The organism is Paenibacillus polysaccharolyticus, assembly GCF_900102085.1.
Classification (GTDB): domain Bacteria; phylum Bacillota; class Bacilli; order Paenibacillales; family Paenibacillaceae; genus Paenibacillus; species Paenibacillus polysaccharolyticus.
Genome location: NZ_FMVM01000022.1, coordinates 1 through 21,155 on the forward strand (window position 1 = coordinate 1; position 21,155 = coordinate 21,155).

The following is a 21,155-nucleotide window of genomic DNA, read 5'->3' on the forward strand; positions in this document are numbered from 1 at the left end:
GGGGCTGTCCCATAAGTCGTAAAAAAACTTGGGATAGTCCCATTCTCCAAAATTATGCAACAAAAAGAAACCGTTCCTTGGTAAAATGGAAGTGCGACCCACCATTTACAAAAGGAGACGGTTTCTTTGTACATTCAATATACCATGGATCAACTTTTCTTGCCAATGGATTTAGAGACAGATATCCCCGAAAATCACCTCGTGCGTGTCGTAAACGAGGCAGTTCATCGCCTTAGCGACTCCATTTTCTCCGCCGCATACCCTGGTGGTGGCCGTCATAGCTATCATCCTAAAATGCTTACTAAAATCATCATCTACGCCTACACCCAGCGCATCTATTCTTCCCGGCAAATCGCCAAGGCGGTTCGCGAAAATATCATGTTCATGTGGCTCGCCGGGCGACAGCAGCCAGACTTCCGTACCATCAATCGCTTTCGTTCCGAGCGGATGAAAGAGGTTCTGGAAACCGTGTTTACCCGTGTTTTGGAGTTGCTGGTTCAAGAACAATATGTGTCATTAGATCACTATTTTCTGGACGGAACCAAGCTTGAAGCGAGTGCGAATCGCTACACCTTTGTATGGAAAAAAGCTGTCGTCAAGCATCAGGCCAAGCTGCAAGAAAAAGTAAATACCCTGTTTCAAGCCATCGAAGAGGCAGAACACGAAGAGGATACCGCTCATACTGGGGCCGACCTGCCTGAACTTGGTGAAGCCTCGGCGCTCACGGCGGAAAAGCTGGAGCAAGCCGTAAAGCACTTAGAAGAAAAACTCAGCGAGAAACCCAAGGACAAAACGCTGAAGAAAGCGGTGTGCCAGTTGCGGAAGGACTTGCTGCCTCGGCTGCAAAAATATGAGCATCAGCTTCAAACTGCGGGTGAGCGGAACAGCTACAGCAAAACTGACCCGGATGCGACGTTTATGCGAATGAAAGAAGATCACATGCAGAATGGTCAATTGAAGCCTGGATACAATGTACAGATCGGAACAGAAAATCAGTTTGTTTTGGGCTACAGCGTACACCAGCGGCCCACGGATACCAAATGCCTGAAACCCCATCTGGATCATCTGGAAAAAATGCTAGGCCGAAGACCGGAGACCGTCATTGCCGATGCGGGGTATGGTAGTGAGGAAAATTACAGTTATCTGGAGGAAAAAAACATTCAGGGTATCGTGAAGTACGGGACATATCACAAGGAAAAAACAAGGGCTTTTCAGCGAGCTATGGATAAAGTAGACAACTGGAGTTACAACGAAACGTCAGATACGTGGACCTGTGCGGCTGGACAGACATTACATTTTCGCGTGGAACGTCGGACAGTGACGGAGAGCGGCTACCCGATTCGCACCCGTCATTACCTGAGCGAAGATTGTAGCCAGTGCCCCATGAAATTGACATGCACCAAGGCGCAAGGAGATCGGGAAATTGCTATAAGCCTGACCTACCTGCGGCAAAAAAATGAGATGCGAGAACGCCTGCGCAGCGAGGAAGGATATCGTCTTTCCGTTCAGCGCATGATCGAGCCTGAAAGCGTGTTTGGACACATGAAAAACAATCGGGGATTCCGAAGATTCCTGCTTCGCGGCTTGCAAAAAGTAAGCTTGGAGGTCGGGTGGCTTTGCCTTGCCCATAATCTGCTCAAAAAAGCGACAATGGCGGAAAAACGTAAACGAGACCAAGCAGGATGAACCCCTGCTTGGTCTCGTTCGGACGTATCGGTGTTCATTCTCTTCACCGATGTTCGTTTTAAAGGCTTTTGAGACAGCCCCTTTTTTTAAAGTTCATCATTACTTTCTTTACTGTTTGATTTCTTGTTGTACTTGTCTACATCTGCAAATTGCTCCATGATGGAGTATTTTGCACTATACATTATTCTGGATCTTCCTGTGTCATATTCGATGTTTGAGCGATCATTTTCCCAAAGAAAAATAAGGGAGTTAGCAAAGGTTTCGATCTTCGGCTCACCATATTTCTGAGTAAGCTCTGCGAGGATTTCATCGGATTCTTGGCTGCTTAACGTGTCAAAATGATAAAATGCCTGTCGCAGTAAGAAGTCATCCAATGGATATGAACTTGCTGCAGTTTTCATTTCTTCTATTCTCTGATCCATAAGCTTGTAAATTTCTTCTTTCCTTGATTCTGTCGTTTCTGGATTTTCTAATTCCTTAAGCAATGTATTACTTTCGTTCATTAGATCCTGGCGGCTTGTATTATCTAAAAGATCAATAAAAACGTATGTAGCGTCAGCTTTTTTACCAAGAACAATTAGATTAGAGTATGTAATGCTTTTTTCATGTTCATAAAAGTTGTCCTCTTCATAAGTAGCGTTCCCATTCTTTTTTTCAGTTGAAATGACCTTGTCGATCTTGGTGCCCCAAGAAAAATCTCGAAAATCGTTTGCATTCCCGTTACTGCAACCTAGGATTGTGAATACTAAAGCAGCAAAACTTAAAACGAACATCATCTTCTTCATTTTTTGTCTGTTCTCCTTTCATGTCCTTAAATATTTTACAGGATTTGAGGGAAGCAATTGAAGACAAAAAATGGATATAAAAAAAGAAGCACCTTTGTGGCTGCTTCTTTCTTTAACATGTAGCATTAAAGTTTACCCAACATTTTGTTATACATAAATTGACCTGTCACCCGTCTTGCGGTTACATAACGATCATTGAAATACGGATTGGACAACTTGGTGATGCTGACACCTTTGCTGCTGGAGGCATGTGCGAATTGACCTCCACCGATGTATACTCCCGTATGTGAGATGCCTCTACCTGTTGTGTTGAAGAAGACCAGATCTCCTGTACGAATGCTTGCTTTGGAGACAGGTGTTCCGGCTTTCGCTTGTTGTTGCGACGTGCGAGGGAGCTCAATGCTATATTTGTTGAAAAGATATCTCATAAACCCGGAACAATCGAAGCCAGCCATGGTTGTGCCGCCCCATTTGTACGGGATGCCTGTCATATTGTTAACCATCGTATTAATTGTGCTTGCCTCTGTGCTTGTTGCCCCGGATGTAAATAGTACAGCAGCCCCAAAAATGGAAATAATCAGTTTTTTCAAAATCAATGTTCTCCCTTCGATGCCTACGGAGTTAGCTAAGGGTTCGGTAGAAGGTTCCCTATATTTCCTATGTATAAGAATAATTCACCCAAAATGGTTCCCCCGTTTTCAATCCTGAAACTCGGCAAATGAATAATTAAGTTTTTGTAACTATTTGAAACTATATTGCATAAATGCGTAATTGTCAAACCTGTTTAAAGGTGTTCATTTAGCCTCAATGTTAGCGGAATTATCGATTTTAGTTATCATTTTGTTGAAATTAGGGAGTTAAAGATTACAAAAAAGTCATTTGTGTTTCATATGAGAGAACTTGGATAATAAACAAGATTGTTATGAGCTAAAAAGGAAACCATTCTGTTTAACAAATTTTTTTGGTTTGTTGCATATATTGACAAAAATATATTTATTGCATATTATAACCATATTAAATACATAATTTGTATTTAAATTGTTTTCATTGGAATATATGTGATATAAGTAATCAAATTTGTGAATGGGGAGAGTGTTGTCGAGTGAAAGCAAAAAAATTAGTAACATTTGTACTGGCGTGTTCTATGGTATTCTCCGTAGCGGGAATGGCTATCCTTCCTGTACCGACCGTATCGGCAGCTGATGCTTCCGGTACAACGGCGAGTATGTCCGATATCTTAAAGAATCAGCGCCCCGATGGAGGCTGGAGAAAAGATTACAGTCAGACGTCAGGTGAATGGGCCAAATCAACGATCGATAACAAAGCTACATACTCAGAAATCAGAAGGCTAGCAAGTGAATTCAAAAAAACAAATGATCCGCGATACTCTGCTGCAGCGGTCAAGGGCATCAACTTTTTGCTTAATATGCAGTATTCCAATGGCGGTTGGCCTCAAGTCTATCAAAGCTCCGGCTATCATAAACATATTACCTATAATGATGATGCGATGATTAATGTGATGTACATGCTTGATGAAGTCGCAGGACGTAAGGGGAACTTCTCCTTTATCGACAGTTCTCTTGCAAATCGCAGTAAAAATGCAGTTTCCAAAGGAGTCGATGCTATCCTGAATACCCAGGTGGTATCGGGTGGGAAGTTAACGGCTTGGGGACAACAGCATGATTCCAGTTCACTTAGACCTGCGGGAGCCAGAATCTATGAAGTGCCTTCATTAACTGCAGGTGAGAGCGTGAACATTGTGAAGTTTCTGAAAACGAGACCGGCTAATTCAAGAATTACTGCATCTATCAAAGGTGCCGAAGCCTGGTTTAATAAAGTGAAAATTACAGGATATCGGTATGAGAGAGCGAATGGGGATAGCCGAATTATTGCTGATTCCAGTGCATCACCGATTTGGGCACGTTTCTATGAACTCGGTACGGACAAACCGATCTTTGTGGGACGTGATGGCGTTGTGAAATATAAGCTGAGCGATATAGAAAAGGAAAGAAGAGGCGGTTATGCATGGTACGGCAACTGGCCGTCCAAGCTGTAGAAAATGGTTTATTTAACCGAATTTTCTAATAAGTCCACTACTTACGGATATATAAGCTTAATCTGAAGCAGGCCTGATAAGTGCGAATCGGATACATATCTGTTTCGCACTTATTTGGTGATGAATAGATGTGTTGACATGTTAAACTACGCGTGGTATATTATTTCTTGTCGCCGATAATGATTGGAAAGACACAATATATGCGGTCGTGGCGGAATTGGCAGACGCGCACGGTTCAGGTCCGTGTGGGCTAACCCCCCGTGGAGGTTCGAGTCCTCTCGACCGCATTAGATAGAAAAAGACCTCTTAGGCTATTGCTAAGAGGTCTTTTTCTATCTAATGATATAAAGAACAATCAACAGTCTTTAATTACAGTATTGTCTCAAAATAGACGAGTAGAGCAACTTAGGTCTATTCAACATGGGAGCTTGGCTACTTTTTGCCCAGCTAAAAAAAGGTTTAAAATCAGATAACTTATGATGCTGCTGTCACCGTAATGTTATCAATGTTCGGTCCCTCTGTGCCTGTTGTTACGATTCGGAGTGTATTCGTACCTGAATTCATAGGCACTTGAATTGTTTTTTCACCCCAAGTAGACCAGCTTCCTGTTTGAGTAAAGGGCTCATTACTGAGTACTTTTGTGCCATTAACATAAATATCTAGAGTCCGCGTACCACTTTCCAAAGCGTAACGAAACTTTACATTTTTGGTGCCTGTGATTGTGTTATTGATATCATTCCATTGGATTGCGGAGCCTGTATAAGCGTTGAAGTTAACATATCCAGAACCGGTGAAGCCCGGATAAGCTGTTTCAATGACTGCATCCGTAAGTGTTGTTCCTGTTTCGGCCTCATATGTGGTGCCCGTGCCTACATTGCCGCCACCGTTGCCGCCAGTAATATTAGCAACAAATGTGGTTACACTCTGTGCTGGGAGTTGAGCTGTGAATGCGCCATTGGACACGTTAATTGGTGCAAGACTTGCCAGATTACGACTGCTGTCTGTTACATACGAAGATACAGTGGATGCATTACCATTTTGCAACACAAAGCGTTGACTTTTTGCCGACGTACTGCGGTTTATTGCTACGACAACGACCTTATTATCCCCTTTGTAAGCAGACACGAAAGTGTTTGTATCCGGGTTTTTGGAAGCATCTACTCTCACATAGCCCGGGCGAACGAATTTGGAGAAATGAGCCATGTTGTATCCACGCTTACTGATCGTACCATCTTCCTTCATTGGACCATATGATCTGCGGATATACCACCATACATAGGCTTGGAAGTCGCCTTCAACCATTGCATTGTGCATGTGGTAGGAGATGTCCAGCGCTTCCGGCCAGCGGTCAGCGGAATTGTTGTCACTGTTCGGATAATATACTTCAGTCATCCAGAGCTCTTTACCGGCACCCTTTTGTTTGAAGAGAGGATAGGCAAAATTGCTAAACTGTGTTCCGTACAAATGCGCTCCCAAAATGTCCATGTTAGCAAGTGCTTGTGGATCATTCAGGATTGGATCGGAAATGTTTTTGAGGTATTGGAAGGATTCTGGAGCCATGACTTTGGTACCTTGGATGCTACCTGCATTTTCTTTCATGAAACGCAGGATTTCCTGTGGAGTCCACCAGGTCCAGTCATGGGCATAATCCGGTTCATTTTGAACGGATATGGCATACAGATTCACGCCGTTATTTTTCATAAATGTTACAAAGTCATTCAGATGTTGTGCGTAAGCAGCGTATTTGTCATAACGTAACCGCTTAGCATTGGTATCACCATTTCGATTAAACGTCTCAACCATGCTGCTTGGAGGGTTCCAAGGCGAGGCAAAAACGATAGCTCCCTTTTCAATCGCACGTTTGGCTGTAGCAACTTCAAGAGCCCAATTATTGGGGTTCGGGTCTACCCAGATTCGGAGTACAGAGAATCCTAGCTGATTCTGACCATTTCCGAAAGCGGTTTCACGTTGTGCTGCAGTTAAGTCACCAACCCAAACCGGATGGTTGATGCCGCCAAAGCCACGGATTACTTGTTTTTCTGAGGATAAGTTAATGTTGGCGTCACTCGCTGCGGATACGTTCGTTGGGGTTAACATCAGTGGTAGAGCAGTTAAGCAGGCTAACAAAAGGTTGACTGATTTTTTAAATTTAAACTTCATCTTCAATGTGTTCACTCTCCTCAATATAAGTGACTTGCGAAAGCTTGGACAAGAAAATAAATCTCTCGGCATAACTTCGAAAAGGGGCATCACATCCTCTCAGAAATAGTTCTAATAGATATTTTGACGAGAAAAAAGTTTTGTTTTGTAAATTCTACTATATTATTCCTGTGAAAAATACCCGATATATTGCAGTTGTTTGTAATTTTTTATGTTTTTTTGACTCGAATGCTATTTTCATAGGATAACAGCGCTGTTTAAAATTTATGTCAACCGGTTGACATATCGAATCATCAGCGTTTATGATAAAGCTGTATTCAAAATGTAAACGCATTCATAACAAACATCAGGGGGGAAGTTAAGAAATGAAAAAGACGTGGGTACCGTTTGTTGGCGTATTGATACTGATGTTGGTCATTACCGCCTGTTCCTCGGGTAAAACAACGGATTCTTCAGCAAAGGGCTCTGACAAACAGGCTGGAGGGGCTACAAAAGAGGTGAAATTGACCTTTTTTAATACCTCCGCAGAAGTCAACGGTGTTTTTGAGAAATTGTTCAAGACGTATCATGAGCTGCATCCGGAGGTAACCATTGAGCTTATTCCTACCCCGATTGGTGGAGCGCAGCTGGAAAAGTTCCAATCCTTGCTTGCTTCAGGCAATCCGGCAACCATTGCCAATCTGGATGCAGGCACAATCTTGCAATATAAAGACAAATTCCTCAATCTGGATTCGGAAAAGTCAACGTATGAAGGGTTAACGAAGCCTGGTGCGGTAGATGGAGCGCTACTGGATGGTCAGTTTTTGGGTATCCCTTGGACAGCACAGGGGTATGGCCTTTTATACAATAAACGGGTTGTAGAAGAGGCGATGGGTGGCTCTTTTGATCCAAACAGCATTAAAACTCGTGACGATCTGGAAGCTGTTTTCAAAAAAGTAGAGGCGGCTGGCAAAGCACCTGTCATGCTTCATGGCGCAGATTGGTCACTTGGAGCGCATTATCTGGGACTGACCTATTCTCTTCAATCTAAGAACGTGGAAGACAATCGTAAGTTCGTAAAAGACTTGGAAAATGGAACTTCGAAGCTCGCGGACAATGCTGCATTTAACGGATTAATCGATACCTTCGATCTGCTGAAAAAATACAACGCACGTAGTAAAGATCCACTCGTGGCAGATTACACCAAGGATAGTACAGATTTCGCCAAAGGAGATGCGGCTTTTTATTTCATGGGTGACTGGACATGGGCTGTTATAGGTAATCTGGAAGGCCGCGACAAAGAGTTTGGCATTATCCCTGTTCCGATTAGCAACAACCCTGAAGATTACGGAAATACTCAAGTAGCTTACAGTGAACCGAAACTCTTTGCTATTGATAATTCAGGTTCTACGGAAGAACAACAGACTGCAGCCAAAGCATTCATTCAGTGGATGGTGACGAGTGATGAGGGGCAGGATGCGATTGTAGCGCAAATGGGGCTGGCACTGCCATACAAAGACGTCAAAGTGAAAAGCAGTAACATTTTATCTGAAGCAGTGAGTAGTTACGTAGACCAAGGTAAAGTGTTGAATATCAGTGTGATTAATTATTTACCACAGGATTATTGGGCAAAGACAGGTGCATCTATGCAAAAATATTTGGCAGGTGTAATTGATCGAAATGGACTGGCAGAGGAAGTGCAAGCTTACTGGGCTAGTCAGGCAGGAAAATAGAATTATAAACGTTCGAAAGAGGATGTGCATCCATACAGGGGGCGCATCCTCCATTGTTCCAAATCGTTCATCAAATCTTTCGTCAAGCCGTTACCAAGGGAACCACAGGAGGTCAACATGGATAGAAAAATACGGATGAGAAACGCGGGAACCTTCTTACTGTTTGGAGCTCCTTCCGTTGTCGCTTTTCTCGCAGTGGTTGTGATCCCGTTTATCGTTGGATTGTACCTTACGTTCACCAATTGGGATGTTCGTACCGGGGATAACACATTTATTGGTATATCCAATTATATCGCGGTTTGGCAGGATACCGTGTTCTGGACTCAATTATGGTTTACCCTTAAATATGTATTTTTCACTGTCATTATCGCAAACGCTGCTGCTTTTTTTATTGCTCTGGTGTTGACGGGTGGTGGGAGAGGCGAGCAATGGCTTCGCACTGGTTTTTTTACACCCAATCTGATTGGGGGCATCATTCTCGGATATCTTTGGCAGACTTTGTTCTCACAAGTACTTCCTTACTTAGGGCAAAAGTATGGCTGGTCCTGGTTTGAAACATCCTGGTTAACCAATACAGACACAGCTTTCTGGGCGCTCGTCATCACAACGTCATGGCAATTGATTGGTTATCTCATGATCATCTATATTGCCGGCTTTGCCGGGGTTCCGAATGATGTGCTCGAGGCTGCCAGCATCGATGGGGCAAGCCGCATGGCAACGATACGCCGGATCATGTTACCGCTCACCATTCCAGCCATTGTGATCTGTGTATTCATTTCGATTTCCCGTTCGTTTCTGACCTATGATATCAACCTTGCGTTGACCAAAGGAGGGCCGTTTAACTCTACGGAGCTCGCGACCTATCATATCGTGCAAAAGGCATTTCTGTCTAACCAGTACGGGGTCGGCCAAGCGGAGGCTGTGGTGCTCTTCGCCGTAGTCGCCATTATTGCGTTGACGCAATCGTATCTGCTGAAGAGATTGGAGGTCGAGTCCTGATGTCGATCCGCCAATTCCTTCCTTCGTTGAAAAAAATACTGCTATACGTGTTGCTGTTTCTTTTTCTCACGCCGTTTTTGTTGATTATTATGAACTCATTCAAATCGACCCAGCAGTTCGTAGAAAATCCGTTATCGTTGCCAACGGGAATTCAACTGGACAACTATGTCAGTGCATTTGACAATATGAATTTTCTGGATGGATTTCTGAACTCGTTGCTGATTACCGTCGGCTCCGTGTTGCTGATTCTTTTTTTCTCATCCATGACGGGGTATCTGTTTGTTCGTTTTAAATGGCGTGTGAATGGCATTCTTTTCTATGCGATGCTGGCTTCACTTGCTCTTCCGTTTCAAGTTTTAATGATCCCACTGGTGATGTTATACGGCAATATGAGTCTGCTCGACTCCAAAATAACCTTGCTGTTTATGTACCTGGGTTTCGGTGTACCTTTTGGCGTATTTACGTTCCATGGATTTATCAAGGGTATCCCTTATGAACTCGAAGAATCTGCTTTTATCGAAGGGAGTTCGCGTATGCGGACGTTCTTCCAGATTGTGCTTCCTTTGTTAAGGCCGGTATTTGTGACATTAATTGTGCTGGATGTGTTATGGATCTGGAATGACTACTTGCTACCAAGCCTGGTGCTGTTATCGCCGGAGCACAAAACATTACCACTATCTACGTACAATTTCTTCTCGTCCTATTCAGTGGATTATGCGCCGCTCATGGCTGGGTTGATTATGACGATTATTCCGGTACTGATCATGTATTTGCTTCTGCAAAAACAGATTATCAAGGGGATTACAGAGGGGGCACTGAAATAGCACTGAAGTACCAAGAAGTGAACTGGAGTGAAATGGAAAACGATTAAGCTTATAATGGATTAAAAAGAGCAAGGTGGTTAACGGTTATGCCCAAGATTGATGATGTTGCCAAAAAAGCAGGAGTATCGGTTACAACCGTGTCCCGCGTATTAAATAATAGAGGATACATTAGCGAAGAAACGCGCGAAAAGGTCTATCGGGTAATGAAAGAGCTTGATTATCAACCCAACGAGATGGCCAGAGCTTTGTTTCGTAAAAAATCGAATATGATTGGTCTGATCATTCCAGATGTATCCCACCCTTTTTTCAGTGAGATGACTTATCATCTGGAGTATTATGCGGACAAGTCTGGATATAAGCTTTTATTGTGCAACTCCAATCGAGATGTTAGTAAAGAAAGCAAATATATTGATATGTTGAAAAAAAACAAGGTGGATGCCATCATTACAGGCAGTTCTGTTCTTGATGTACAGCATTACCTGAATCTGAATCTTCCGATTGTTTCATTGGATCGTGAAGTGGCCGACAACATTCCGGTCGTTTCTTCGGATAACGAGATGGGGGGCAGGCTGGCTACGCAGCTACTCCTTGATAAAAATTGCAGCCAGCCAGCCTTTCTCTATCGAGGGATTGGAGGGCCACACCATGTCGCTTTGCTGGCAAATGGCCGAGCACAAGGATATGAAGCCGTGATGCAGCATGCAGGACTTGAACCGATTCATCTGCAACTGGATGCTTCAGCCGGGGATGAGCTGGAGATTCAAGAGGAGATCATAGGCTTCCTGGAGCAGCATCCAGCCGTTGATGGTATATTTGCGAGCAGTGATGTCATCGCTGCTGAAGCTGTGCAGGCTTCTCGCCAGGCGGGAAAACGTATCCCTGAGGATATGCGAATTATCGGTTATGATGATGTGAAAATCGCTTCTCTGCTCAGTCCACGTCTGAGTAGTATACGGCAGCCAATACAGGAGATGGCTGAACGAATCATCGGCTTGGTTCTACAACAGATTCAGGGAGAAGAAATTGCTTCGGGTACAAACCTGTTCCCAGTCCAGCTGATTGAGCGGGAAACGACATAGAAGGGGTGCTTTCATGAAAGCACTCTTCTTGTTTGCTATATATGTCAACCGGTTGATATATAAGGTGTAAGCATATCTTTGTTCATTATATTTTTCGTAATAATGTTCTTGTATATATCGATTGTTCAACTTATATCGTTCATGACTATAGCTTCATTAATTAAACATTAGATCGAGACAGGGGGATACAGAATGGATTTTATGAGCAGGGTTGCACCGGAGCTAAGGGCGGGTTTGTTAGGACTTGAAGTTATACAGCTGCCTGAAGACCTGATGAGAGCACGTACAAATGCAGATCTGAATGCAGCACAAGTTGATCAGACTTCAGACGCAGTTCAAATCGTAAATGAGTATATTCAAGGATCGGATGGAAACGAACTGCAACTGCGCATTTATTCACCTGTACATGAGAATACACAAGAGAGGCCGGCACTGCTATGGATTCATGGGGGAGGAATGATTCTGGGAAGTCCAGAAGGGGATGACCAGCTCTGTACGGATTTTGCGATTCGAGCTGATTGCATCGTTGTCTCTCCGAATTATCGATTGGCACCCGAACATCCTTATCCTGCAGGACTTGAGGACTGTTATAGCACACTTCAATGGATGTCAGAAGAAGCCGAGGCACGAGGCATAGATCTGAAGCGTATAGCCGTTGGGGGAGCCAGTGCAGGAGGCGGGCTGGCGGTAGCCCTCACCCTTTTGACAAGAGATCGCAAAGGGCCTGAACTGTGCTTTCAGCTACCGCTATATCCGATGCTGGATCATCGGAATGGCACATCGTCCAGCTATGAGATGACACATCCTTCGATATGGAATCGGGCGCATAATGTAGCGGCCTGGAAGATGTATCTCGGACACCAATTCAACATTGAAGTTCCTATATATGCTTCTCCCAGCCTTGCTACCGATCTTACAGGCCTGCCGCCTGCGTATATTTGCGTGGGTGAGCTGGATCTGTTCCGGGATGAGATCTTAGAGTATGTGTCTCGTCTGTCCAGAGCAGGAGTTAAGGTTGAATTTCACTTGTATCCCGGGTGTTATCATGCTTCAGAGCATGTTGCTCCCGAGGCAGAGAGTAGTCAGCTGATTCGAACGGAGTATATTGAGCGTTTAGCTCAGGCGTTAAAACGTGAACCGGAGAGGGCAACCTCTGATTTTTGAAAAAAGTGATCGTCTTAATGAAAGTATTGTACAGCAGATAGCCCTACAATAAAGGAGTCATGTCAGTCAGGTGACGGCTTTTTGAATGAATACCGTGATTGGTTTAGGGAGGAATCAGGATGATTGGGCTGGATGAACGGATGAAACTGGAGGATCGCTTCAATGATCTCTTGGCCATAGGGGAACTGTTAGTAGACATGATATCGAATGAATATGGTGATCATCTGGGTTCTGACGGGTATACGCGTTTTGTTGGAGGCTCACCCTCCAACATTGCCATTAATGTCAATCGGCTGGGTATCCGTTCGCATATCGTCTCAGCTGTAGGGGAGGACGGATTCGGCACTTTTCTGCTGAATCGTCTGAATGAAGCAGGCATGGATACTCGCGGGGTTCGGCGCGTTAATGAAGCGACAAGCATGGTTGTTGTTAGCAAAAGCAAGGGTACACCTGTCCCGATTTTCTATCGGGCGGCTGATTTTCAACTATCATTTGAGGCAACTCTCGTGGAATGGCTTCGCAATTCCAAAATCGTTCATTTCTCTTGCTGGCCGTTATCTCGCCAACCTGCCAGAGAAACCATTGAAAAGGTTATTGTTGAAGCAAGGAAGCATGGTGTATTGATCGGTTTTGATCCCAATTTCCATAAGATGATCTGGCAACCGGGAGAAGATGGTGCGGCTTATGTGCAATCGATTATTCCGCAGGTGGATTTCATTAAACCTTCCAAGGATGATGCAGATCGTCTTTTTGGTGAAGCATCTGCCGAGGAACATCTGAAACATTTTCTAGCGTTAGGGGCACGATTGGTCATTCTGACGTTAGGTGAAGAGGGAGCACTGGTTTCGAATGGCCAAGAAACAGTGGAATTTGCGACCTGTGCAACGAAGGTTGTAGATACTACAGGAGCGGGTGACGCGTTCTGGTCAGGGTTCTATACAGGTCTGGTAAAAGGTTACACAGTTCAGGAAGCATTAAAATCGGGTTTTGCTGTAAGCGCGTACAAATTGAAGTATCACGGTGCGATTGTAGAACTGCCAGCTCTGGGGGCAATCAGAGAACAGTATGGACTGGAAGAGGGGGAGCATTTTGCTTAAAAATCAGGTTCAGTTAATTACCTATCCGGATTCGCTTGGTGGCAATCTGAGTACACTGAATCATTTGCTTCAGAACGAACTGGCTGGTCTTTTTTCAGGGGGAGTGCACATTCTGCCTCCTTTTCCTTCATCAGGGGATCGCGGGTTCGCTCCATTAACTTATCTGGAGATTGACCCTGCCTTTGGTACGTGGGACGACATTCGTTCTATTGGTGAACATACGGATATACTGGTTGATCTGATGGTTAACCATATTTCACAGCAGTCGCCTTATTTTCAGGATTTTCTGCTGAAAGGCCGATCATCCGAATATGCCGATCTCTTCTTGACTCTGGATAAGGTTTGGACGGATGGAGTGCCTGTGCAGAAGGATATTGACCAGATGTTTTTGCGTCGTGAGGCCCCCTACTCTACGTTTAAAATCCATGAGAGCGGTGAAGAGGAGAAGGTATGGACAACGTTTGGCAAAACAGACCTCTCAGAGCAGATTGATCTGGATATACGTGCGGCGATCACACAGCAACTGCTGCGTTCATTTTTTGAGAACTTCAAAAGTAACAATGTCAAAATTGTGAGACTGGATGCCGTTGGCTATGTTATAAAGAAGTTGGGGACCAGTTGTTTCTTTGTTGAACCGGATATTTACGTTTTCCTTGACTGGGTGAAGTCACTAGCGGACGAACTGGAGATCGAGTTGTTGCCGGAGGTTCACGCCCATTACAGTGTACAGTACAAACTGGCCGATTTTGGCTGCTGGATTTATGATTTTATATTGCCATACCGGGTGCTGGAGACGTTAGTCAACCGCTCAAGCCGGGAATTACGTCATTATCTGGCGGACAGACCTGCCAATCAGTTCACCATGCTGGACTGTCATGACGGCATTCCGGTCAAGCCCGACCTTGATGGACTGATACGCACAGATGAGGCGCAGCGGCTGGTGGATATCTGTCTGGAGCGGGGAGCCAACCTTAGCTTGATTCTGTCAGATAAACATAAGTCAGAGGATGGTTTCAACGTGCATCAGATCAGGTGCACATATTACAGTGCTTTGAACGAGGATGATGATGCTTATCTGGCTGCGCGTGCCATTCAGTTTTTTGTACCAGGCATTCCCCAGGTCTATTATGTCGGACTGTTCGCTGGGAAGAATGATCTGGCACGGGTAGCCGAAACGGGTGAAGGTCGAGAGATTAATCGTCAGAATTACACAATGGATGATATCGAGCAGCAGTTGGACAAAAAAGTGGTGCAGCGTCTTATGGAGTTGATCCGTTTCCGCAACAGCCATCAGGCTTTTCAGGGCGAATTCAGCGTTCTGGATTCTCCGGATAATCAGCTCTGTCTGAACTGGAAGCTGGAAGGGCAACAGTGCAGTCTGACGGTTGACCTCCAAACGTATCAATCCATGATACACTACACGGACCCGTCAGGGCATCTCGAAGCTTATCGGATCTAAACCATAATCAGGAAGGAAATTGCTAAAATGGCTACAGTACAGGTGAACTTTTTCTCAAAAAGCATGCGCAGAGAGGTATCGTTTAATGCTCTGCTACCTTTAGACTTGCCTGTCATTCCGGGTCAGTCCGAAGTAGCGAACGAACAGGAGCCGCTGAAGTCTATATACCTGCTGAATGGATACTCTGGCAGCCAGTGGGACTGGATCACCTTCTCGCGTATTCGCGAGCTTGCTGACCGGCACCGGTTCGCTGTGTTTATGCCGGCAGGTGAAAATCATTTTTATCTGGATGATGAAGATAAGGGTGATCTTTACGGACAATATGTAGGCAAGGAATTGGTGGAATTCACACGCGGGTTATTTCCGCTCTCTATGCGCCGTGAGGACACATATATCGGCGGATTGTCGATGGGAGGGTATGGTGCGATCCGGAATGGTCTGAGATATGCAGAGCATTTCGGTGGCATCATTGCACTCTCCTCGGCGATTCTACCTTACAAAATAGCGAATGCGCAGCCGGGTTACTCTGACGGAGTAGCGGATTATAAATACTTCAGCCGGGTTTTCGGGGATCTGAGCCAGCTGCAAGGTAGTGATAAAGATCCGGAAGCTTTGGTGATGCAGTTAAAGGAAAAGGGCGCGTCGATCCCTGACATTTATATGGCCTGCGGCACCGAGGACTTTTTATTGGATGTGAATCAACGTTTTCGGGATTTCCTGCAACGTGAGCATGTTCCTGTGACCTACACGGAGAGTCCGGGGGTGCATGACTGGGATTTTTGGAATGTCTATATCGCTCTTGCACTGGAATGGGCAGGACAGGGCAGACGGCCTAACGAATAAGCGTTTATCATAGATCTGTACCAAGCCTCTGGGGGGTCGTGTGTCATCAGCGACTGTTCAGGGGCTGGTTGATTATCCGGTCAAGCACGGAAGACAAGAGAAGAGGGAACGCATGAAGAGAAAATACTTATTCCGTAACAGAAGCATCGTATTCAGACTGTACACCCAGATCACGGTTATTTTGGTTATTCTCTTCGCAGCTCTTCTTTTGAGCAACATTTATTCGCTCCAAGTGGTTCAGAATCACATCGTTAGCAATTCGGAACACACACTGGCGATCTACACGGAATCTATTCATAATAACCTGGATATCTACGCCAAAGACCTGATGGAGGTGTTCGAGAATCAAGCCGATTTCGCCAGGGACTATGGGGAGCAATATATACGTTCTGGTCACGAAGGGGACTACTTTAAAGAAATGCGGCTGATCAACGCGCTCAAGTCCAAAATGACAAATAATTATGCCAGCGATGGCATGTTTGTTCAAATTGCACGTGATGAAAGACTGCTGACCTTGTTTGGCAATCGGATCAATTCCTCGAATAAACTGGCTTTATCGGACTTTTTGAAGCACCAGAACTGGCGGGACATTCAGATACAGGATCATAAGGAAGGTCAGTGGAGCATTGTACAAGTGAACGACGTATTTTATTTGTTCAAATGTATCACGTACGGGGAAGTGAGCTTTGGGACGTTTGTTCAGGCTGATCATTTACTTTCACGCACAAGTCGGGAAGCAGATTCAGCCAGCCAATTTATGTTAAGTGGTCAAGATGGTCGTATTCTGACAACGGTCAGTGGAAATGTCATGACAATAACAAAGGATTTGGCAGCGACCGAGCAGGAGCTGGGTAGTCGTTACCTTTTTGTGAGCAAACCGATTGCCGAATTCGGTCATATGACCAATATCGTTGCGAAACAAAGTGTATTTTCCGGACTGAAATTAATTCAATGGCTGATCATCGTGCTAGGTGTCGTCTCCATGGTCGTCGTGCCGCTTGTCATGAGATTTATCACCAAGGAGATGCTTCGTCCGATCCTGGAATTGGTCCGAGCTGCCAAAGAAGTTGAAAAAGGACAGACGTTATTCCCTCCTCCTTCCAGAGAATATTCGCTTGAATTTATGAAACTGTTCCATGCATTCCAATCGATGGTTCATGAGATTACACATCTGAAGATTCAATCCTATGAAGAGAAAATTGAGAAGAGTCGCGCAGAGTTGAAAGTGTTACAGATGCAGATCAGACCTCATTTTTATCTGAATGCCATATCTACCATCTCCAGTCTCACCTATCAAAACCGGAATGAAGAAATTCGGCGTATGATCCAGATGTTATCCCAGCATCTCCGTTATATGTTCAAGGCGGAACAGATGCTTGTCAGTGTTGATGAAGAGATGGGGCATGTTGAAAATTACATTCGTATGCAGGAAATTCGCTACCCGGATCAGATCTTTTATATGACGGACCTGGAAGCGGCAGCGGGTGATATTCGTATTCCGCAACTGTTGATTCAGACATTTGTGGAAAATTGCTTCAAACATGCCCTTACGTATGGAGAAATGTTATCTATCTTTATCCGGGTACACATGGAGCGGACAGCAGATGATGGGGCTTATGTTCAGATCGTGATTGAGGACAACGGTGAAGGATTCCCGCAAGCGTGGCTTCAACAATTCCAAACATCCGTAAGGGCAGGGTATGAAGGTGAGCACGTAGGCATCGCAAATATTCATAAAACGTTGCAGTTATTATACAAACAGGATCATTTGCTGGTGCTGTCGAGCGGAGGGGAATCTTCAGGAGCCAAAATCAAAATACGGATACCTGTTTCAAACGAAACGATTCCGGTGTCCATTTCTGAGTCTAGCATTAGAGTGGGGGGAAATGGATGAAGTGCATGTTGATTGACGACGATATCCCTACAGTTCAGGTGTTAACAGAACTTATCCCTTGGACAGCATATGGTTTTAACGAAGTATCACAGGCTCACTGTGTTCTGGATGCACAGACGTTGTTTGCCGCAGGTATTCCCGATTTGGTCATTTGTGACATTGAGATGCCGAGAGGTTCGGGAATTGAGATGATTCAGTGGATCAGGGAACAAGGATATGACTGTGCATTTATATTTTTTACGTGTCACGAGAGTTTTGACTTTGCTTCCACTGCGATTTCATTTAATGCGGACTCTTATCTGCTCAAACCCTTGAATCAGGAGAAGCTTGAGGCAGCTGTCATGAAGGCGGTGGGTGGATTGAAGTGGAGAAGGCAGATGGGAGAGTATCAGAAATTCGGCATGGCGTGGCTAAAGAATAAAGGACTGGTCGAGGCCAGCTTCTGGACCGATATTCTGATGTCTACCATCTCGCCCCGGCTCGATCTGATTCAGGGGGAGATTCTTAAACGGGAGCTGACGATCAAGACAGAGCAGTCGTATGTGCTGGTGCTTGCAAGTGTATTTTTATCCGAGATCGATGAAAAATGGAATGAAAGTACGTTTCGATATGCATTTGCCAATCTCAGTTCCGAAATTATGCTGTTGCGACTTGAGTATGACCGGATTGTTTCTTATCAGAAAAATAGCATGTTGTATGTTGCTGTTATTTTGGACGAAGATGATACTAGCCAGGTTCAACTAGAAGAACGAGCTACATTGCTGATTCAATTGATGAATGAATACTTGAAATGTATGGGAACCTGTTATATTAGCGAGGCGAAACCGATTAACGAGCTGTCTGGTGTAAAGACAGAACTGGAACGCATGGATCATTCAAATGTGATGTTTCGAGGCAAAGTTCATGGACAGCATACCGTATTTCAACGAGAACAACCGGAACGATATGATCTGGATACAGAGATGTATACCAGCTTGTTTATCGAGCGGGAGAAAGCCCAGATTGTGAACCGGTTGAAAAAAGATTTGGAACAACTCGTTGCCAAAAACCAGCTGCATGCTGAAACGTTGCAAGTGATACGTGAGGATTTCCTTCAAGTGGTTTATGCGATTTTGGCTAAGAAAAACGTACAGGCACATCAGCTATTTACGGATCAGCTTGCGCAGCAGTTGTATGTTAAATCGGAGCACAGCCTTTTTGATTTTATGAAATGGGCTCACCTTGTCACAGAACGTACAGTCGAAACGATTAAGGAAAGTCAACGTTCGGAAGGCATCGTCGATAAAGCGATGCGTTATATACACGACAACTACACCAAGGATCTAAATCGTGATGAAGTGGCTGCTAGTGTATTTCTAACGCCGGACTATCTTGCGAAGGTATTCAAACAAGAAACGGGACTAACGATGAAGGAATATCTGAATGACTATCGAATTAAAGCGGCAAAACTGATGTTAATTGAAAGCCGCCTGAGTATCGGACAGATTGCGATGGAAACCGGATACGAAACGATTTCATACTTTTCTACCGTTTTCAAAAAGCTTACAGGAGAAACGCCCAACGCCTACAGATCCAGACAAAGTTATGACCGGGAGAAAAATGGAGTTTAACGTTGGAATTCAGGGACATTTGCCCATAATGTACGACTCTGCTTCATTTTGAAGCAGGGTTTTTGTTTTAACTGAACTGATGCAAAATTTAAACCGTTTTTACGAAAAAACAGACCGTTTTTGTTAAAGCTGTAATCGCTCCAATTTTATAAAATGAAAACGAATACAAGCACGACATAAGGAGGTCATGAAGCAAGATGAAAACAAAGAGATTATGGGGTTCCCTGCTGTCACTGGTGCTTTGCGGTTCTCTTCTGGCGGGATGCGGAACGGAATCTTCATCTTCAAGTGCGCAAGAAGGGAACGGTTCACAGAAGGTGGACAAAGTGGTGTTCGCCATGCCTTCATTTAACCGTATTCCCGATGATATCAGTAAAGTTACAGCCGCAATCAATGCCATTACCGTTCCGAAAATCGGGGTTGAAGTGGATTTCAGACTATATGGTCCGGCTGATTATGCTCAAAAAGTAAATCTTGCACTACAAAGTGGTGAGCAAATGGATGTGTTCACAACGTTGGGGCAATTCACGAACTATGCATCCAAAAATCAGTTATACCCACTGGAGGAACTATTGCCGCAATATGGTAAAGAGTTGACGCAGATTTTGGAGAAAGACTTTGGTCCGAATCTGCTTGAAGCAACCACGATGGACGGACATATTTACGGTGTTCCGGTAAATAAAGGCATGTCGCTGCCAACCAACATCGTATACAATGCCGACATGCTGAAGGAATCCGGTCTTACAGCGGATCAAATGACGTCACTGGATGATCTGCCGGCTGTATTTGAGTCAGTCAAACAAAAACATCCAGACGTGATTCCCTTCGGTCCAGTCAATGTGAATCCAAGTGATACCAATCTCGTTCTGGCGCTTAAAGGGATGCACAAGATCGATTTCCTGTCAGATACAACCGGTATTGGTGTGGTTGTAGGTAATGACGGAAAAGTTCAAAATTTCTATGACACAGATGCATTCAAACAGGGCACCAAGATGATGAGAAATTGGTTTGAAAAAGGGTTTCTGGAGAAAGATGCCGCGACGACATCCATTTCTTTCTCCGATACGATTGCTTCAGGGCGCGGTTTTTCCTTCTTGGGCGGATACAGCGGGATGGAAGCAGCTAAAGCGCTGAGTGCACAAACGGGCAAAAACCTCGAAATGAAACGTCTGGTGCCGTACTACTTTGATACCGGTGCAGTTAATCTGGTGAGCTGGATGGTGTCCAGTACAACCAAGGTTCCCGAAGGCTCCGTCAAGTTTCTGAACATGTTGTATACTGATCAGCAGTTGATTAATACGATTCTGTACGGTATTGAAGGCGAGGACTATGTCAAAGTAGACGAGCATCATGTGAAGTTCCCGGATGGCATGGATGCATCTACCGTTCCGTATACAGCGATGCTGAGCACGGGAATTGTAGGCTCGGAATCATTGCAATACCAGCTGGAGGGCGTGAATTGGTCGGATGTGGAGTTGAAACTGAAGGAGAACAAGGAGACAGAGCGCTCACCGTACTTCGGATTTATCTTTGATCCGAGTGAAGTGAAGACACAAATGAGTGCTGTTACCAATGTGGTCAATCAATTTTTACCTGCGCTTGTAACGGGTGTTCTTGATCCTGATGTGACGATTCCTCAATTCGTAAAAGCATTAAATGATGCGGGAGCTTCGGATATTATTGCGAGCAAACAGAAACAGCTGGATGAGTGGATCGCGCAGCAGAAGAAATAAAACGTGGATGAACGTTTAATGTGGGGCGCTGTATAGCTAAGAAGCAATGCAGCG

General features: G+C 44.6%; 16 protein-coding genes, 1 tRNA gene and 1 riboswitch. Of the genes, 14 read left to right on the forward strand and 3 right to left on the reverse strand.

What is annotated here, in order from left to right:
* Positions 1-126: 126 nt before the first annotated feature.
* Positions 127-1,686 carry an IS1182 family transposase gene (locus BLQ13_RS24695; protein ID WP_090914695.1) on the forward strand — a complete coding sequence of 520 codons (1,560 nt, stop codon included), beginning with the start codon at positions 127-129 and terminating at the stop codon, positions 1,684-1,686.
* An 86-nt stretch (positions 1,687-1,772) separates the two neighbouring features.
* On the opposite strand, the gene BLQ13_RS24700 is transcribed toward BLQ13_RS24695, so the two are convergent.
* Positions 1,773-2,471, reverse strand: coding sequence for a hypothetical protein (locus BLQ13_RS24700; RefSeq protein WP_090924365.1), 699 nt, complete (start codon positions 2,469-2,471; stop codon positions 1,773-1,775).
* A gap of 125 nt (positions 2,472-2,596) precedes the next feature.
* On the reverse strand, positions 2,597-3,061 hold the full coding sequence (locus BLQ13_RS24705) for a C40 family peptidase (protein WP_090924366.1): 465 nt from the start codon (positions 3,059-3,061) through the stop codon (positions 2,597-2,599).
* Positions 3,062-3,066: 5 nt separating this feature from the next.
* A riboswitch (cyclic di-AMP (ydaO/yuaA leader) is annotated at positions 3,067-3,198 on the reverse strand.
* A 375-nt stretch (positions 3,199-3,573) separates the two neighbouring features.
* Here BLQ13_RS24705 and pelA point away from each other — a divergent pair.
* Entirely contained in the window at positions 3,574-4,527 is a 954-nt protein-coding gene (gene pelA, locus BLQ13_RS24710; RefSeq protein ID WP_244159453.1) for a pectate lyase, read from the forward strand.
* Positions 4,528-4,729: 202 nt separating this feature from the next.
* Positions 4,730-4,814: transfer RNA gene (locus BLQ13_RS24715), tRNA-Leu, on the forward strand.
* A 187-nt stretch (positions 4,815-5,001) separates the two neighbouring features.
* Here the strand turns inward: BLQ13_RS24715 and xynC are convergent.
* Entirely contained in the window at positions 5,002-6,687 is a 1,686-nt protein-coding gene (gene xynC, locus BLQ13_RS24720) for a glucuronoarabinoxylan endo-1,4-beta-xylanase XynC (RefSeq protein ID WP_090924433.1), read from the reverse strand.
* Positions 6,688-7,052: 365 nt separating this feature from the next.
* On the opposite strand from xynC, the gene BLQ13_RS24725 reads away from it, so the two are divergent.
* The 11 genes from BLQ13_RS24725 (at position 7,053) to BLQ13_RS24775 (ending at position 21,101) form a co-directional block, all read left to right on the forward strand.
* On the forward strand, positions 7,053-8,399 hold the full coding sequence (locus BLQ13_RS24725; RefSeq protein WP_090924367.1) for an ABC transporter substrate-binding protein: 1,347 nt from the start codon (positions 7,053-7,055) through the stop codon (positions 8,397-8,399).
* Positions 8,400-8,516: 117 nt separating this feature from the next.
* Positions 8,517-9,398 (forward strand): carbohydrate ABC transporter permease, encoded by an 882-nt coding sequence (locus tag BLQ13_RS24730; RefSeq protein ID WP_090924368.1) that lies wholly within the window; start codon positions 8,517-8,519, stop codon positions 9,396-9,398.
* Positions 9,398-10,222, forward strand: coding sequence for a carbohydrate ABC transporter permease (locus tag BLQ13_RS24735; RefSeq protein ID WP_090924369.1), 825 nt, complete (start codon positions 9,398-9,400; stop codon positions 10,220-10,222). The genes BLQ13_RS24730 and BLQ13_RS24735 overlap by 1 nt, the downstream gene beginning before the upstream one ends.
* An 86-nt stretch (positions 10,223-10,308) precedes the next feature.
* On the forward strand, positions 10,309-11,301 hold the full coding sequence (locus tag BLQ13_RS24740; protein ID WP_090924370.1) for a LacI family DNA-binding transcriptional regulator: 993 nt from the start codon (positions 10,309-10,311) through the stop codon (positions 11,299-11,301).
* A 192-nt stretch (positions 11,302-11,493) separates the two neighbouring features.
* On the forward strand, positions 11,494-12,465 hold the full coding sequence (locus BLQ13_RS24745; RefSeq protein WP_090924371.1) for an alpha/beta hydrolase: 972 nt from the start codon (positions 11,494-11,496) through the stop codon (positions 12,463-12,465).
* Positions 12,466-12,584: 119 nt separating this feature from the next.
* The gene (locus tag BLQ13_RS24750; protein WP_090924372.1) at positions 12,585-13,562 is read left to right on the forward strand and encodes a carbohydrate kinase family protein; all 978 of its coding nucleotides are present in this window, start codon (positions 12,585-12,587) and stop codon (positions 13,560-13,562) included.
* Positions 13,552-15,021, forward strand: a complete 1,470-nt coding sequence (gene gtfA, locus BLQ13_RS24755; protein ID WP_090924434.1) for a sucrose phosphorylase — start codon at positions 13,552-13,554, stop codon at positions 15,019-15,021. Before BLQ13_RS24750 ends, gtfA begins: the two co-directional genes overlap by 11 nt.
* A gap of 27 nt (positions 15,022-15,048) precedes the next feature.
* Positions 15,049-15,864, forward strand: coding sequence for an alpha/beta hydrolase (locus BLQ13_RS24760; RefSeq protein ID WP_090924373.1), 816 nt, complete (start codon positions 15,049-15,051; stop codon positions 15,862-15,864).
* A 112-nt stretch (positions 15,865-15,976) separates the two neighbouring features.
* Positions 15,977-17,758, forward strand: a complete 1,782-nt coding sequence (locus tag BLQ13_RS24765; protein ID WP_244159454.1) for a sensor histidine kinase — start codon at positions 15,977-15,979, stop codon at positions 17,756-17,758.
* On the forward strand, positions 17,755-19,368 hold the full coding sequence (locus tag BLQ13_RS24770) for a helix-turn-helix domain-containing protein (RefSeq protein WP_090924374.1): 1,614 nt from the start codon (positions 17,755-17,757) through the stop codon (positions 19,366-19,368). The genes BLQ13_RS24765 and BLQ13_RS24770 overlap by 4 nt, the downstream gene beginning before the upstream one ends.
* Before the next feature lie 197 nt (positions 19,369-19,565).
* Positions 19,566-21,101 carry an ABC transporter substrate-binding protein gene (locus BLQ13_RS24775; RefSeq protein ID WP_090924375.1) on the forward strand — a complete coding sequence of 512 codons (1,536 nt, stop codon included), beginning with the start codon at positions 19,566-19,568 and terminating at the stop codon, positions 21,099-21,101.
* Positions 21,102-21,155 lie beyond the last annotated feature (54 nt).

Coding starts and splice junctions, on each gene's coding strand:
- BLQ13_RS24775 (WP_090924375.1), top strand. CDS start 19,566: ATGAAAACAAAGAGATTATGGGGTTCCCTGCTGTCACTGGTGCTTTGC.
- BLQ13_RS24735 (WP_090924369.1), top strand. CDS start 9,398: ATGTCGATCCGCCAATTCCTTCCTTCGTTGAAAAAAATACTGCTATAC.
- BLQ13_RS24730 (WP_090924368.1), top strand. CDS start 8,517: ATGGATAGAAAAATACGGATGAGAAACGCGGGAACCTTCTTACTGTTT.
- BLQ13_RS24750 (WP_090924372.1), top strand. CDS start 12,585: ATGATTGGGCTGGATGAACGGATGAAACTGGAGGATCGCTTCAATGAT.
- BLQ13_RS24765 (WP_244159454.1), top strand. CDS start 15,977: ATGAAGAGAAAATACTTATTCCGTAACAGAAGCATCGTATTCAGACTG.
- BLQ13_RS24700 (WP_090924365.1), bottom strand. CDS start 2,471: ATGAAGAAGATGATGTTCGTTTTAAGTTTTGCTGCTTTAGTATTCACA.
- BLQ13_RS24770 (WP_090924374.1), top strand. CDS start 17,755: ATGAAGTGCATGTTGATTGACGACGATATCCCTACAGTTCAGGTGTTA.
- BLQ13_RS24745 (WP_090924371.1), top strand. CDS start 11,494: ATGGATTTTATGAGCAGGGTTGCACCGGAGCTAAGGGCGGGTTTGTTA.
- BLQ13_RS24725 (WP_090924367.1), top strand. CDS start 7,053: ATGAAAAAGACGTGGGTACCGTTTGTTGGCGTATTGATACTGATGTTG.
- BLQ13_RS24740 (WP_090924370.1), top strand. CDS start 10,309: ATGCCCAAGATTGATGATGTTGCCAAAAAAGCAGGAGTATCGGTTACA.
- BLQ13_RS24760 (WP_090924373.1), top strand. CDS start 15,049: ATGGCTACAGTACAGGTGAACTTTTTCTCAAAAAGCATGCGCAGAGAG.
- xynC (WP_090924433.1), bottom strand. CDS start 6,687: ATGAAGTTTAAATTTAAAAAATCAGTCAACCTTTTGTTAGCCTGCTTA.